Raw genomic sequence first — 13,814 nt, forward strand, 5'->3', positions numbered from 1 at the left:
AAAATGGCGCTGCTTCTCGGGCAGCGCCATTTTTTCATCACTAACAACATCAAAAAATTATTTATTTAAACGCATCCCACACAGCAGTGGCCTTGCCGTTATTATCCATCGCCCCCAAGGTATAACCTTTCCAACCCGGGCGCGCCTCCGGCTCCCAATAAAAAATTGCAAGTCCTTTGCTACCACTTACTTGTCCGAGTTTGGTAATCATATCTTTCACAATGGTTTGCGCTTGTGAATGATCCCAAGGTACACCGATTTCAGAAATCATTACCGGCACAGCGTAACGCGACACCATATCGTTCAAATTATTTAAACAGGCGGTGTTGGCATTTTGCCAAGTGTAACCTGTCGCGTTGGTTGGATAAGACGATGCGGCAATCACATCAAATTTTCCGCCATTCGCACGCAGGCCATCAAAAATCCAACGGAAGCTGGCGTTGTCATGGCAGTTAGCCAAATGCACAACGACTTTACTGTTCGGGTAAATAGATTTAGCCGCGTTATAGCCGGTGTTGGTAAGCCATGCGTAATTTTTCATATTGGTAGATGCTTGGCCATCGCCCCACAACATACCGTTATTGGTTTCGTTACCGACTTGAACCCAATCCACAGTAACGCCAGCGTCTTTCACTGCTTGCAAGGTATAAATCGTTGAGTTCCACACCGCATCCATCAATTGCTGAAAGCTATAGTTTTTCCAAGCGGCAGGTTTGGTTTGTTGACCAGGGTCTGCCCAGCTATCGCTGTAGTGGAAGTCGATCATCACTTTCATTCCAGCGGCTTTAGCGCGCTTGGCTTTGGCGACCACATCTTGCGTGCTGTTGTACCAACCATCTGCAGGATTCACCCACACACGCAAACGCACGGCAGTCATGCCCTGCTCTTTCATAATCGCCAAAATGTCTTTCTTTATGCCGCTTCGGTTGTAAAAGCTAATACCGTTGGCTTCGATTTCCGACATCCAACTGACGTCTGCACCTTTAAGCGGAGCAGCAAAACTGGATACGGCAGGGAAAGTTAGAGCTGTAGCCATACAGGCGGATAACGCCAGTTTCGTTAGTTTCATGATATTCACCATTATTGTTATTTAGGGGATCTCTCACTATTTCTGTGGCGATAGAGGAATCGCACGGACGAGAAATAGCAGTTTTGTGAGTAAACTGCACATCACGTATTATTTATACGATAAATAATAATTTATAACAAGAAGGCAACAGTGAACCGGATGCCAATTTTGTTGGCGTCCTAGCGGTTAATAAGGAGTAGAGGATTTACGAGAAACAGAGGATTTATGCGAGCAAAAGTTCTGGTATTGATGCAGAGCGAGAGCCTGCTTTGGGAAGGTTATCGGCAGATCTATAGGTAAACACCATTGAAAACTTGGTCTTTTCAGTGGTGTTGCGGCCAGCAGCATGGAACAGGTTACTGTGAAATAACAGCAAATCGCCTTGCATTAGGGGCACGGCCTTGGTCTGCGCAAGCAAGGGCTGATTTTTATCCAGATCAGTACGCAAAAATAGACGCTCATCTAACTGATCGGCTGCTATCGTCCAGCGATGGGAACCGGGCAATACCAGCAAGCAGCCGTTTTCGATTTGTTCATCCCCCAATGCCAGCCAGGCAGAAACCAAATCCGCCCGCGCAAAATGCCAGTAGCGGCTGTCGCGGTGCCAGCCAGTCACACTCGAATAAGCAGGCTGTTTGGTCATGATGCAGTTGTGATGCGCTTGCGATAGCAAAACCTCAGCGCCCAATAACTGATGCAAAACTCGGTTGAGTTCGCCGGTAGTCGCCCAATCCAGCAACATAGGATGACGGGCAGATGCCATCAGCAACCGGCGTGCAGTCGCGCCGCCTTCTGCTGTGCGTGATCTAGGCGCGCCGGGGTATTGGGTATCCGCCTCAAATTCAATCGGCATCACCTGCTGCGCAAGCTCCTGTTTCGCGAATGCGACAACATCATCGCAGAATTGCGTAGACGAAAAGCCCGGCAAGACGATATATCCAAAAGTTTGGAAGTCGGCGATTTGTTCAGGAGTCAGCATTTGTGGAAACCAGTAGATGGGAGACCAGATAAGCAACGAGTGCAAAGGCAGGCAGCGGCGCATTATAAAGCGGCTTGCAAGTTAATCAATCGGAGTGCTATGGTTTGGCCATGATTACCTTCTCAAACATCAGCCACCCGACTGCTTCGCAAACCTTTGCGAATATGTCTCCGCGCGCGCAGGAAAGTGTTTCCATTCGCGCCTTCGGCATTTTTGGCGATTAAGTTTTTATCGCTTAATCGCCCACCCCCAGCTCTTTTTCTACTAAACACAATTCAATTTAATTCATTTGGAATAAGCATTTTTGTTTATTCCTTCACGTCATTTTTTGGAGAAAACCATGCGCGCAAAAAAAGCTAACTCATTACTGATTTCAACTGCCGACTATCAACAACTGATCAAACTGATTGAACGTTATGATACGCCTGCCGCTGATGCGCTAGATGAAGAATTGGGTCGTCCTGATTTGGTAAAAACACAAGAGACTCCAATAGATGCAGTCTCTATGGGTTCAACAGTGACGTTTATTGATTTAGATTCAAACGAAGAAAATACCGTGAGCCTGGTGTACCCGGAAGAAGCCAATGTGGCGGAGATGAAAATCTCTGTGTTATCGCCAGTAGGTAGCGCATTAATTGGTTTGCGCGTGGGCGGCGAGATTGATTGGCCGGTACCGCAAGGAAAAGTTCGTCGACTAAAAGTGACAGGCGTACAACCGCCGCAATAATTTCTGCACGCAAATATTTTTACAAACAAATAAAAAAACCGATCAGCGCAAAACTGATCGGTTTTTTGCATTCAAAAAATAAAAATCAATTGTTAGAACTTGTATTTCACACCTACTGTCGCGCTGCGCGGCTCGCCGAAATCCGAGTATCCCCACATGGAGCGGTTGTAGAACTCGTCGAACAGGTTATCGACGTTCAGGGTTACGGCAAGCGCATCGCTGAATTCGTAACGCGCCATTACATCCACCAACCAATACGCTGGTTGTTTTTGTTGCACCTTAATAGTGTCGCCCGTAGAGCTAATTGAGGCATTGATGCTTACATCGTAGTAGGTATCATTTTGCCAACGCACACTGCCGCCTAACGTCAAACCATCAAATGCTTGAGTAAGGTATCGCCCAAGGATCAACAAAGTTACCCGTCGCTTTATCAACATAAGAACCCAAACTTGGGTTGCTGACATCCTGAGTCGCCTCGGAGTAGCGATACGCACTGCGGAGCGTCCAACCACTATCGAAAGTGTGTTTTATCTCTGGCATAACACTCCATTGTTTGATGTCGCGGTACGACCAGTCCTGACCGGTTGAGTAGGAAATATCGTGATCGATCAGCGAACCATCGGTATAAAACGCAGGGTTGGAGTTCCAGTTGTATACGCCGTTGGAGTGAATCTCGGCGTTATCCACCGCCAAGGTAAATAGCGTGCGTTCAGTCAGATCGACATCAACAATGCCGTACACCAAAGACTTTTCGCGTGAGTAGCGGTCGATGTAGGAATCGCCATTGAGATAGGTGCCAATAAAGCGGCCACGCACACTGCCTTCTTCATTCAATGCGCCGTCATGATGGTCACGGTTTGCGGCGTTTCGCGCAGGCTCATATCGATACCGGTCGCACCGTTCATGGAGCGCGTGGTGTAGGTGCCTTTTACGATGACTTCTTCAACCGATGAGCTATTGACCTTGGTGGTTTTCTTACTGGTTTTAGCAGCGGTTTGGGTTGAGTCCGCAGCAACAGCAGCCACAGAAAAAGCAAAGCCGCAAAGCGCGCCGATCACCAACGCAAGAGGTTTTGGAGTAAACATAGGTGTGTGTCCTAACTGATTTATAAGAGATGTGCGATAGCGGTAAAAATCCCTGCCTTGGAGCTCCTTTCATGAGGGAATAGACGTCACGGACGAATGGCGCGCACCCTACTACTAATAAGAATCAACATCAATTAAAACAATAATAACTATTATTAACAAACGCAAATATATCTCCTTGACGCCAAAACCCTCTTATCCATACAATTCACATGAGAATAATTATCATTTAATGGTGGCAATTATTTTTGATAGGAAAATACACTCAAGAGAAAAACCCATTATGAAATCCAGTCTGTTTCTTACCCCCACCTCCGCTTACTCATACCTACAGCAATTACGTCGCAATAAACTCGCTATAGCAGTGCTCTCCTTGAGCCTTGGTATTCCCGCAAGTGCATTGGCTGAAGAGGCCAAAAAGCCGAATACAAAACGCACTAAAACCAATAGCACCCTTGAGGAAGTTCAGGTTAATGGTCGCGCCCTCGAACAAGCCGACACCACGCGTCTTCCATTCACAGTGCGCGAGCTGCCGCAGTCAGTTAGCGAAATATCGCAAGAGATGATCGAGTTGACCTCGATGACTGACATGAATGATTTGATGATGAATGTGACCGGTATAAACGTCACTCTCTATGATTCCCAGCGCCCGCTGTACTTCTCGCGCGGTTTTCAGATCACTGACTTCCAAGTCGATGGCATTCCTACCTACAGCGGCTCAACCAATCAGGAATACGACACTGCACTTTACGAGCGCATTGAAGTCATCCGCGGCGCCAATGGTTTGCTTTCCGGTGTTGGTACACCGTCGGCCACAGTGAATTTGATTCGCAAACGACCAACAGAAACGCTGGATGCGTCTGTCTCAGCAAGTCTCGGCTCTTGGGATCGCCAGCGCGCAGTGGCAGATGTATCTGTGCCTTTGGCCGCTGAAGGGAAAATCCGCAGCCGCTTTGTGGTCGTCAAGCAGGATTCCGACAGTTTCCGCGATCGCTACACAGAGGATAAAACTGCGGTGTTGGGTATCATCGAAGGTGACATTGGCGAAGACACTACCCTCGCCGTGGGTTATCAAAATCAAGACAACGACCCCAAAGGCACGATTTGGGGAACCATCCCACTGTTTGCAGCTGATGGCACTAAAGCGAATATGCCGGTATCCACCAGCTTTGCGCCTGAGTGGACGCAATGGCAGCGCGAATCCAGCACACTCTTTACTGACCTTGAACACAACTTTAATGAGAATTGGAAACTGCGCCTTGCCGCCAGCCGCACTGAAGGCGATGTATTCAGCCTGCGCGTATATGCAAACGGATTTCCGGACCGCGAGACTGGCGCCGGCGTTAGACTCTTGGCCGGTGTAGGCGCTGGTGAAGATACCCGCGACAGCATCGATTTCACCCTCACTGGCGATTACCAATGGCTAGGGCGCGAACATACGCTAATCGTTGGCGCCAATAGTTATGAATTGGAAACCTTTACCCCCGGCTACACCTCGGTCGCGTCTTGGTCGTATCAAGTACCTGACGCGTGGAACTACGATGGCAAAGCGCCCATGCCCACCTATTCCCGCACTGGCGCTTATCGCATCGCCACTACCGAACAACTGGGTGTTTATGTCGCCAACCGTTTTAGTCTGACCGACTCACTCTCTACGATTGTCGGTGCGCGCGTAACGTCGTGGGAAACAGGCACAGACAACTACAACACCTCTGGTGCCTATGTGAACAATACTGGCGCGTTTGAAGCGAATGATGAACTGACGCCCTACGTTGGTCTGGTCTATGACATCAACCAAAACTACTCGCTCTATGCTAGCTACACGGATATTTTTAATCCGCAAAACTACAAAGACAAAGACGAAAACCTGCTGGAACCGGTGCTGGGGAGCAACGCTGAAATCGGTGTGAAAAGTGAGTTTTTTGAAGGGCGCCTCACTGCATCGGCAGCTGTTTTCAAAACCAAACAAGACCACTACGCCGTGCGCGATATGACCCAACCGGATAACTCCTTATCCGATGGCAGCTCGGCCTATATCGGCGTGAACGGTACAGAAAGCGAAGGGATTGAGATAAGCGCCAGCGGCAATATCACCGACCAATGGATCATCAACGCGGGTTACACCTACGTCGATACCACCCGTCACACCAACGACCGCATCTGGACGAACCTGCCAGAGCATTCGGTGCAGTTGTCCACTCACTATAACTTCTCCGGTGCGCTTGACCCGTTGATATTAGGCGGCGGCTTTAACTGGCAGAGTGAAACCATCGGCTACGGCGTAACCCACCCTACCCTGACCGATGCCACCTTCACGCAGGATGCTTATTTCCTCGCGAATCTCTACGCGACCTGGAATTTCAGCGATAACTGGAGCGCCTCATTCAGCGCCACGAACCTGTTCGATGAAACCTATTGGGCCAATATCGATTACGCCAACTACGGCGAACCAAGAAGCGTTTCTTTGACGCTGAAATGGAAACTGTAAAAGTGAGACACTGTAAAAATCGATAAGGTTTGTAGCAAAAGAAAAAGGCCCATTGCGAGCCTTTTTCTTTGCAAAACTATCCGTCAATAGATGCTATTTAAATACGCGAACTCGTTGATTTCACCCATTGGTTTCACAATTTCAGTTTGATAGAGTGCCGCACCGCTTCTTGGGAGGTGGCCTAATAATTTTATTCATGGAGATTGTATGAAAAAGCAAGTTATTGCTGCAGCGGTGTTTATGGGTGCTTCGATTCCCTCATTCGCATCAAACTTCTATGTGTTGGCAGATGCCGGCCAAAGCAAGATGGAGGCTGATGTCGAGGGCTTTACGTTTAACAAAACAGACAATGCAATAAGCATCGGTGGAGGATACAAATTTAACGATAACTTTGCTCTTGAACTGGCCTATCGTGATTTAGGTGAGATTAAAGGGGAAGAGTCCGGCTATGTTGGAGGCGGAGATTATATCGAGGCGAAAATTTCTAATGGCATAACAGCCTTTCAAATCTCTCTTGTAGGCTCAATCGCGCTTGGTGAAGCAGCAAGCCTTTATGGCCGTGTTGGTATGGCCAATTTGGAGGCGGATTTGAAGTCTAGTTATGAGGCATCGATTAACGGCAGCGATTTTTCTGGATCTGAATCTGAATCTGTCTCCAAAAACAAAGCCGTATTTGGCGCAGGCTTAAGCTATTCCTTTACACCTACTTTTGCGTTGCGCGCTGAATATAGCCAATACGCGGAGTGGGAAAATTTAACCGTAAGCAGTACCACTATTGGTTTAACTTACCAGTTTTAATATGCGTTAATTTTTACCTTAGCCCTACCATCTGGTAGGGCTTTTTGGTTTTTAGCAGCTACCAACAATCAATAACGCCAAGTCACCGATCCCATCACATTAAATGGTGCGCCGTAGTTGGCTTGTCCCCATTGTGGACTTAACAAATACTTTTCATCGCCGATGTTATTCAGGTTCAACGCCAAGGTCAGATTTTGTGTAAGAGCGTACTGGGCAAACAGATCAACCAGTGCGAGGTCACCCTGTACTTTGGCATCGCCGTAATAGAGTTCGCTTTGCCAATTTACACCGGCACCAACACGCAAACCCGGAACTGCTGAAACAGTATAGGCAGTCGCCAGTTTGAACTGATCTTTGGGGATAAAACGGCGCGTGTCATTGCCATTGTCATCTTCAACACTCACGTGGGTATAACCGGCACTGATGTTTAAGCCAGTCGCAACTTCACCGGCCAGTTCGACCTCAAAACCTTCGCTTTCAAAGCCAACGCCGCGATACATATTCAAACCAGTCGCTTCATTACGGCCAATCCATTCGCCGAAGTTTTCTTGAGCCGATTCAAACATCGCCACCGTCAGCACCGCGCTGCCAAACAACTCCTGCTTAACTCCGAATTCAGTGCTTTCACCGCGCACTGCACCCAGCGGCAATAAGTTGGTGTCTACCCAAGCTTGCGGGTTAAATACTTCGCTGTAACTGCCATAGAGCACTGTGCCTTGGATAACTTCATAAGTAACGCCAACATAAGGAACAGTTTCATCGTCCGATGTAGCTTGCGGTGCGCCGTAAGCCAGACCTTCTTGTTCGATATCCACCGTGCGCGCCCCCAAGAGAACCGCTAACTCGTCGGTGAGTTTCAAACGCGTGGAGATGTAATAAGAGTCCTGCTGTTGACTAACATCGGTGGATTGGTTGGCGGGATCGTAAACATCGAAATCCGGTCTTGGGGTATTGCCCTCTGCCCAGTCACCGCCAACAGGGGCATAAACCCACTCATCGGTATAAACGGAGCGACCTTTCAAAGTGACATCCGCCAAATTCACACCCGCGACTAATTCATGCTCTTGGCCCCATAGCGTGAAAGTACCACTTACAAACAAATCGACAATCTCTGCCGTGTCGTCCGTTTCGTAGAAACTGGCGTGCCCTAACAGCCCCACCTCAGTAATAGGATCTGGTGCGCCAGCTAGATAAAACGATTCCCACTCCTCCTTCTGATTGTTGCGCGTGAATACCGCTTTGGCCATCCAGCGCTCACCCAAATCCTGCTCCAGTTCGGCAAAGCTGCGGGTTTGTTTTACATCCTGATACGACCAATCGGGCGCGGTATTGGTAGAAACATCGTAATCCGTTTGAGTGCCATCGCTATAAAACAACGGCAAAGCGCCAGAGGTATTACCGTCGGTTTTGCTGTCGTTGATGCTGTGACCAAGAGTGAAACGCGTGCTGTCGGTGATGTCGCCACTCAAAACGCCGTAGAAAATACTCAGGTCTTTGCCATAGCGATCCAGATAGGAATCGCCTTCTTGCTTGGCCACGACCAAACGGCCTTTTAGTGCATCACCCGCGATAGGACCGGAAATGTCGCCATCTATACGGTATAGATCCCAGCTCCCCGCCGAACCAGATACCGAAGCTTGAAGTTCGTCTGTCGGGCGTTTGCGTAAATAGTTGATGGTGGCCGATGGGTTGGCGAGGCCAGTGATCAAACCCGTCGCGCCTTTTACCACTTCGACCTGCTCGTAGAGCGCGGTGTCATCGTGGCCGCTGGTGAGACCATAGGCAAAGGGAACACCCATGCCATCGACTTGGAAATTCACTATGTCGAACCCGCGCGCAGTGTAATAGGTACGACCAGTTTCTACTTGCTCAACAGTGACACCGGGGGCATAGGCCAACAGGGAATTGATCTCGCGTAGAGAGAAATCTTCGATCTGGTCGCGGGAAATTACCGATACCATCTGCGGTGTTTCCAATACTGTCAGGTTCAGCTTGGTTGCCGTTTTGGTTTTTTCCGGCTCGCCGTAAACGTAAGTGGTTTCCACCTCGCCTTTGCTGGCGTCATTCGCTTGTTGATTGGCTTGAGAATTGGTTTGTGCGTAGGCACCAGAACCCCAAATAACGCCCGCGACAGACAGCGCCAAAACGCTGCGCGATAGATTACGCATAAGAATTTCCTGAAGGTGTGTGTGGTCGAATTGGCTTTAACATCAGCCTGATTATGAGAAGCAGCGTATTTTAAATGCCACGCAAATGCGAATCAATATCAAATAATAATTAACTTCCAAACCGCCTTCCATTCTCTTAAGCAAGGGCTTTTTCATTGGCTTATCTGCTGTTATTATTTAACCGTTATACCATTTGTTATAACAACATCAGGAGCTGCTATGAAACTTAAAATCACCGCTATCGGAAATTCTGCTGGCGTTATCCTGCCGAAAGAAATCCTTGCCCGCCTGCGCTTGGGCAAGGGCGATGATATCTACCTGCTGGAAACGCCGGACGGCATCAAACTCACCACCTTCGACCCTACCCTTGCGGAGCAGATGGAGGTTGCTGAACAAATCATGCGTGAAGATCGCCAAGTCCTGCATAAATTGGCGCAATAAGGAGGAATTATGATTGTCTGGATGACAAAAACATTGGCGCTGGCAATTCATGATCGCCAGCTTGCAGAGCATGGCGGCGGTAGCGGCGTGCGCGATGAAGGTTTGCTGGATTCGGCCTTAGCACGCCCACAGCAACTTTACACCTATGGTGAGCCACCACCGGATTTAGCCGATTTGGTAGCCAGCTTGGCTTATGGCCTTGCGCGCAATCATCCATTTGTTGATGGCAATAAACGCACTGCGCATGTTTGTTATCGTGTGTTTTTACGCCTCAATCACGCCGATTTAATCGCAAGCGATGAAGAGAAATATGCCGCTATGATCGGCCTTGCCGAAGGTTCATTATCAGAAAAAGACTTTGCCGATTGGCTGCGTGCGCGTATCGAAATTGATCCGCCGGGACAGGTGCAGGAACCCAAAGGGCATTACGGTTAAGCGGGTGCAAAACCCGCTCGCCCTGCCCTTTGATTTTTTATCAGGATACTTTTTTATCGGGATATTTTTCTTCGCCAGCAGCGGATACGCAAATATCAGTGTCCAGCCACTCAAACCCAACCAGCCCTTAGCGTTTAACGCCAAAGAAGCACAACGGAATTACCGCTAACAACAACATCGCTACGGTTAACGCCGCAAAAAATCCGGCTTTGCTGTCCAACTGATACATCCACAAAGCTTGCGCAATTACCAACAAACCCCAAGCCGCCGGTCGGGCAACCTTTGGGTACAAAGGCGATGCTAAAAACACTTGATTCGGTGAGCTTAAATAAAACAAAACGCAACCTAGAATTGAGATCAAAAAACACAGCAACATAATCAATCCCTCTTCAAAAAAATGTTGATACATGAATTTCTGCAAGATTAAAAAATCAGGTATTTCCATTCAGATTTTTTCTACGGCTAAACACAGATTTCCAACGCTCAACGCGACCCCGCCAGCGTGCAGCTGGGTCAAACACTTCCACTAATAAACAGGGTAAAAAACTCAGGGTCAGTAGCATGGATGCCAGCAGACCAAATAACACCACTATGCCCACGCCGCGATACAGTTCTGTACCTGCTCCGGGGATCAACACCAGCGGCGCGAGGCCGAAAATTGTAGTCGCGGTGGACATCAAAATCGGGCGCAAACGCGAGGCAACTGCTTCCTGCACCGCTTGTAGGATAGGCAGGTGCAGCTCCTGCAGATTGCGGCGCGTTTGCTCCACAATCAGGATCGGGTTGTTGACGACTGTGCCCAGCAAAATGATAAAACCGAGCATGGTGATCATATCCAGCGCCTGATGCCCGCCGCCCAAGCCCAGTGAAGCCAGAAGCGCACTAATGGAGTTGCCCCCAATCAGCCCGACCAATCCACCCGCCAAGCCCAGTGGCACGGTAGCCAGAATCAGCAATGGATAACCCCAGTGGGAGAAGATCGCCACCAGCAGTAAGTAAATCAGCACCAGTGCGACGGCAAAATTTTTGAGCAAGGCTGCACGTGTGGAGGCCAAATCATCCGCTGCGCCGCTGATGCTGGATGAAACCCGACTGGGCATTTCGCCTGCGACTTTCATTGCCGGAATCAGCTCGTTGCGCACTTTATCTACTGCGGTTTCCAGCGCGACATCGTCCGCGGGGATGATGTACACAGATACGGTGCGTTGGCCGTTAACGCGGCGCAGCTCTTCGCTATCCACGGTTTCACGCAGTTCCGCCAGCGCCGAGAGCGGCAGCACTTGTCCAGTCGGTGTATAAATAGGTACTTGCGCCAAGTCGCTCAATTGCTGGCGATTGCCGGCGGTGCTGAACAAGAACATGTCGATCTTGTCATCGCCGTCGATAAATTCCCCCACAAAGGCGCCATCGCTGTAAGCCGCAACGATAAAGCCAAACTCATCGGGGCTAAAACCCAGCTCGGCCAAGCGCTCCCAGCGCGGACGAATCTCAATCAGCGGTTGATCGAGCGACAGCGAAGATGGCGATGAATCGATTCGCGGCTCTTTAAATAGCTCCTCTGCGCGGCGCATCACATGGCGTGCAGCGCTGTAGAGTTCAGCCAAATCCGGGCCGGTGAGATTGAGTTCTACCGCGCGCGTACCGCCCTGGTTGCTGGAGATAATCGAACCGCGTGCGGAAAAAGCGCGCATCCCCGGGTAGCTTTCAAAACGGTTGACCAGCGCATTCATCATGTCATCAATTCTGGCCGCATCGCGTGGCTCACTCATCAGCCAAATCTGGCCGGCGCTGATACGCAGAAAATAGTATTTGAGCGGCGGTATTTCGCTGCTGCGAGCAGCATCGCTATCGGGATCAACCTGTGTAGCCTCATCCAACAGTGTCTGGATTTCAGCGCCGATAGTTTTCATTTGCTCGATGTTATAACCCGGTGGCGCGAACATCATGCTGAAGGCTTTTGGCTCCTCTCCTTCCGGCAGGTATTCCGCAGGCGGCATAAATATTATCGCCAAGCCCAAGCTGGCAAATACGCTGATCGCCATCGTCAGATAGCGACGTTTATTGCTGCCGCACAGCCAGTAGGTGATGCCCAAAATACGCTGTTCGCGCGCAGATCCCTCGCCCGTATCCATACGCCCGCCAATCGCCGCACTGGCAGCAGGCACGATAAACAACGCGAACAACATGGAGGCGATAATGGAGGCCGAAATAGCCAGCGCGATATCGGAGTAAAGCTGCCCCGCTTCCTGCTCGATAAACAGCACAGGCGCAAACACCAACACCGTAGTAGCGCTGGAGGCGATAACCGCGCTCCAGACTTCGCGCACGCCAGTAACCGCAGCTTCGATACGATCCAGCCCGCGCTTTCGCGCTTGCTCAATGCTTTCCAGCACCACAATGCTGTTATCGACCGTCATACCAATGGCGAAGGCGATACCGGCAAGGGAAATCACGTTGATAGTGCGATCAAAACTCGCCAGCCCAATAAAGGAAGCGATGGTACAAACCGGAATTCCCAGCAGGCAGATAAGCGTGGCGCGGCCGGAGCGCAAAAACAGATACATCACCAAGGTTGCCAAAAACGCACCCAAACACAGGTTGGTAAACACGTTGCTGACGGAGCTTTCTACGTAGCGCACGTCGTCGCCAATCATCAAAATACGCAGACCGTTTGGCTCCAGCAGATCCTTCTTGGCTTGTTCTATCTCAGCCAACATGGCGCGTTTAATGTCGATAACGTTGGAACCCTGCTGGCGTTTTACTGACAGGGTTTGGGCTTCCTCGCCATTGACCACGGCATAACCGCGCTTTTCGTAGTGATCGAGTTTGATGTCCGCCACATCGCCCAAACGGATATTGCTGCCGTTGTTGTGACTCAGAATCAGATTTTGCAGATCGCCCACTTCATCAAAACGGCCAGTGGTGCGCAGCAAATAGCGGCGTTTGCCTTCGTTGATATCGCCCGCCGAGGTATCGCGGTTGCGCGCACGAATGGCGCTGCTGACATCTTCCAAACTCAGATTACGCTGGGCCAAACGCGCCGGATCAACCTGAATTTGAATCTGGCGCAGAGTGTTGTTCATCTCCACTTGGGAGACACCGGGAATCCGCTCCATGCGCGGGCGCAGGTTGTCGTCGATAAAATCGCTGATCATGTCCATATCCAACCCGTGTGGATTGCCCTCTTGCGGCAACACGGCGAAATACATGAACGCATTTTCTGAAAAGGATTCGCTGAACAGGCGCGGCTGATCAACGTTTTCCGGATAGTTAGGCACTTGGCTCAAAGCGTTGGAGACGCGGATCAGCAGCTCATTGACTTCAACACCAGCGGTGAACTCCAGCTGGATTACCGCCCCACCCATTTCCGCGAAGGATTCCATGCGGCTAAGATTCGGCAGCGAACGCAGATAGCGCTCTTGCTCCAGCAAAATTTCTTTTTCAATATCCTGCGGTGTTGCGCCCGGCCAGCCGGTTTCAACGGTGATGATGTTGGTATCGAGGTTGGGGATCATCTGCACCGGCATACGCAGCGCAGCAGCCAATCCCATTACACAGACAATCAAAACGATAACGGTGAGCAAGCGCCCTTGGGTAACAACTTTTTCAATCATCCTAGTTGCT

At 49.9% G+C, this 13,814-nt stretch carries 13 protein-coding genes; 5 read left to right on the plus strand and 8 right to left on the minus strand.

What is annotated here, in order from left to right:
- Positions 1 to 61 precede the first annotated feature (61 nt).
- Positions 62 to 1,069 carry a glycoside hydrolase family 53 protein gene (locus SPL68_RS12970; RefSeq protein ID WP_323815589.1) on the minus strand — a complete coding sequence of 336 codons (1,008 nt, stop codon included), beginning with the start codon at positions 1,067 to 1,069 and terminating at the stop codon, positions 62 to 64.
- 223 nt (positions 1,070 to 1,292) lie between these two features.
- Positions 1,293 to 2,048, minus strand: coding sequence for a phytanoyl-CoA dioxygenase family protein (locus SPL68_RS12975; protein ID WP_323815590.1), 756 nt, complete (start codon positions 2,046 to 2,048; stop codon positions 1,293 to 1,295).
- Positions 2,049 to 2,388: 340 nt separating this feature from the next.
- Here SPL68_RS12975 and rnk point away from each other — a divergent pair, with 340 nt between their 5' ends.
- On the plus strand, positions 2,389 to 2,775 hold the full coding sequence (gene rnk / locus SPL68_RS12980; RefSeq protein WP_323815591.1) for a nucleoside diphosphate kinase regulator: 387 nt from the start codon (positions 2,389 to 2,391) through the stop codon (positions 2,773 to 2,775).
- 92 nt (positions 2,776 to 2,867) lie between these two features.
- On the opposite strand, the gene SPL68_RS12985 is transcribed toward rnk, so the two are convergent.
- The 3 genes from SPL68_RS12985 to SPL68_RS12995 are packed head-to-tail and all read right to left on the minus strand — an operon-like array spanning position 2,868 to position 3,860.
- Positions 2,868 to 3,128: a TonB-dependent receptor domain-containing protein gene (locus SPL68_RS12985; protein ID WP_323815592.1), complete on the minus strand. Its 261-nt coding sequence runs from the start codon at positions 3,126 to 3,128 to the stop codon at positions 2,868 to 2,870.
- Positions 3,129 to 3,150: 22 nt separating this feature from the next.
- Complete coding sequence (locus SPL68_RS12990) at positions 3,151 to 3,609, minus strand: hypothetical protein (RefSeq protein WP_323815593.1); 459 nt, start codon at positions 3,607 to 3,609, stop codon at positions 3,151 to 3,153.
- The gene (locus tag SPL68_RS12995; protein WP_323815594.1) at positions 3,606 to 3,860 is read right to left on the minus strand and encodes a hypothetical protein; all 255 of its coding nucleotides are present in this window, start codon (positions 3,858 to 3,860) and stop codon (positions 3,606 to 3,608) included. Before SPL68_RS12995 ends, SPL68_RS12990 begins: the two co-directional genes overlap by 4 nt.
- Before the next feature lie 283 nt (positions 3,861 to 4,143).
- Between SPL68_RS12995 and SPL68_RS13000 the strand changes: the two genes are divergently transcribed.
- Positions 4,144 to 6,348, plus strand: a complete 2,205-nt coding sequence (locus tag SPL68_RS13000) for a TonB-dependent siderophore receptor (RefSeq protein ID WP_323815595.1) — start codon at positions 4,144 to 4,146, stop codon at positions 6,346 to 6,348.
- Positions 6,349 to 6,555: 207 nt separating this feature from the next.
- Positions 6,556 to 7,146: an outer membrane beta-barrel protein gene (locus SPL68_RS13005; RefSeq protein ID WP_323815596.1), complete on the plus strand. Its 591-nt coding sequence runs from the start codon at positions 6,556 to 6,558 to the stop codon at positions 7,144 to 7,146.
- A gap of 68 nt (positions 7,147 to 7,214) precedes the next feature.
- Here SPL68_RS13005 and SPL68_RS13010 read toward each other — a convergent pair whose 3' ends face one another.
- On the minus strand, positions 7,215 to 9,314 hold the full coding sequence (locus SPL68_RS13010) for a TonB-dependent siderophore receptor (RefSeq protein WP_323815597.1): 2,100 nt from the start codon (positions 9,312 to 9,314) through the stop codon (positions 7,215 to 7,217).
- Between the two features lie 219 nt (positions 9,315 to 9,533).
- On the opposite strand from SPL68_RS13010, the gene SPL68_RS13015 reads away from it, so the two are divergent.
- Both SPL68_RS13015 and SPL68_RS13020 read left to right on the plus strand, forming a co-directional pair.
- Complete coding sequence (locus SPL68_RS13015; RefSeq protein WP_323815598.1) at positions 9,534 to 9,755, plus strand: AbrB/MazE/SpoVT family DNA-binding domain-containing protein; 222 nt, start codon at positions 9,534 to 9,536, stop codon at positions 9,753 to 9,755.
- A 9-nt stretch (positions 9,756 to 9,764) separates the two neighbouring features.
- The gene (locus SPL68_RS13020; RefSeq protein WP_323815599.1) at positions 9,765 to 10,190 is read left to right on the plus strand and encodes a type II toxin-antitoxin system death-on-curing family toxin; all 426 of its coding nucleotides are present in this window, start codon (positions 9,765 to 9,767) and stop codon (positions 10,188 to 10,190) included.
- 127 nt (positions 10,191 to 10,317) lie between these two features.
- Here the strand turns inward: SPL68_RS13020 and SPL68_RS13025 are convergent, their stop codons facing one another.
- Together SPL68_RS13025 and SPL68_RS13030 are read right to left on the minus strand one after the other, a co-directional pair.
- Complete coding sequence (locus SPL68_RS13025) at positions 10,318 to 10,527, minus strand: hypothetical protein (RefSeq protein WP_323815600.1); 210 nt, start codon at positions 10,525 to 10,527, stop codon at positions 10,318 to 10,320.
- Between the two features lie 94 nt (positions 10,528 to 10,621).
- The gene (locus SPL68_RS13030; protein ID WP_323815601.1) at positions 10,622 to 13,804 is read right to left on the minus strand and encodes an efflux RND transporter permease subunit; all 3,183 of its coding nucleotides are present in this window, start codon (positions 13,802 to 13,804) and stop codon (positions 10,622 to 10,624) included.
- Positions 13,805 to 13,814 lie beyond the last annotated feature (10 nt).

Origin of the sequence: Cellvibrio chitinivorans, assembly GCF_035117775.1 — a bacterium.
Classification (GTDB): Bacteria; Pseudomonadota; Gammaproteobacteria; order Pseudomonadales; family Cellvibrionaceae; genus Cellvibrio; species Cellvibrio chitinivorans.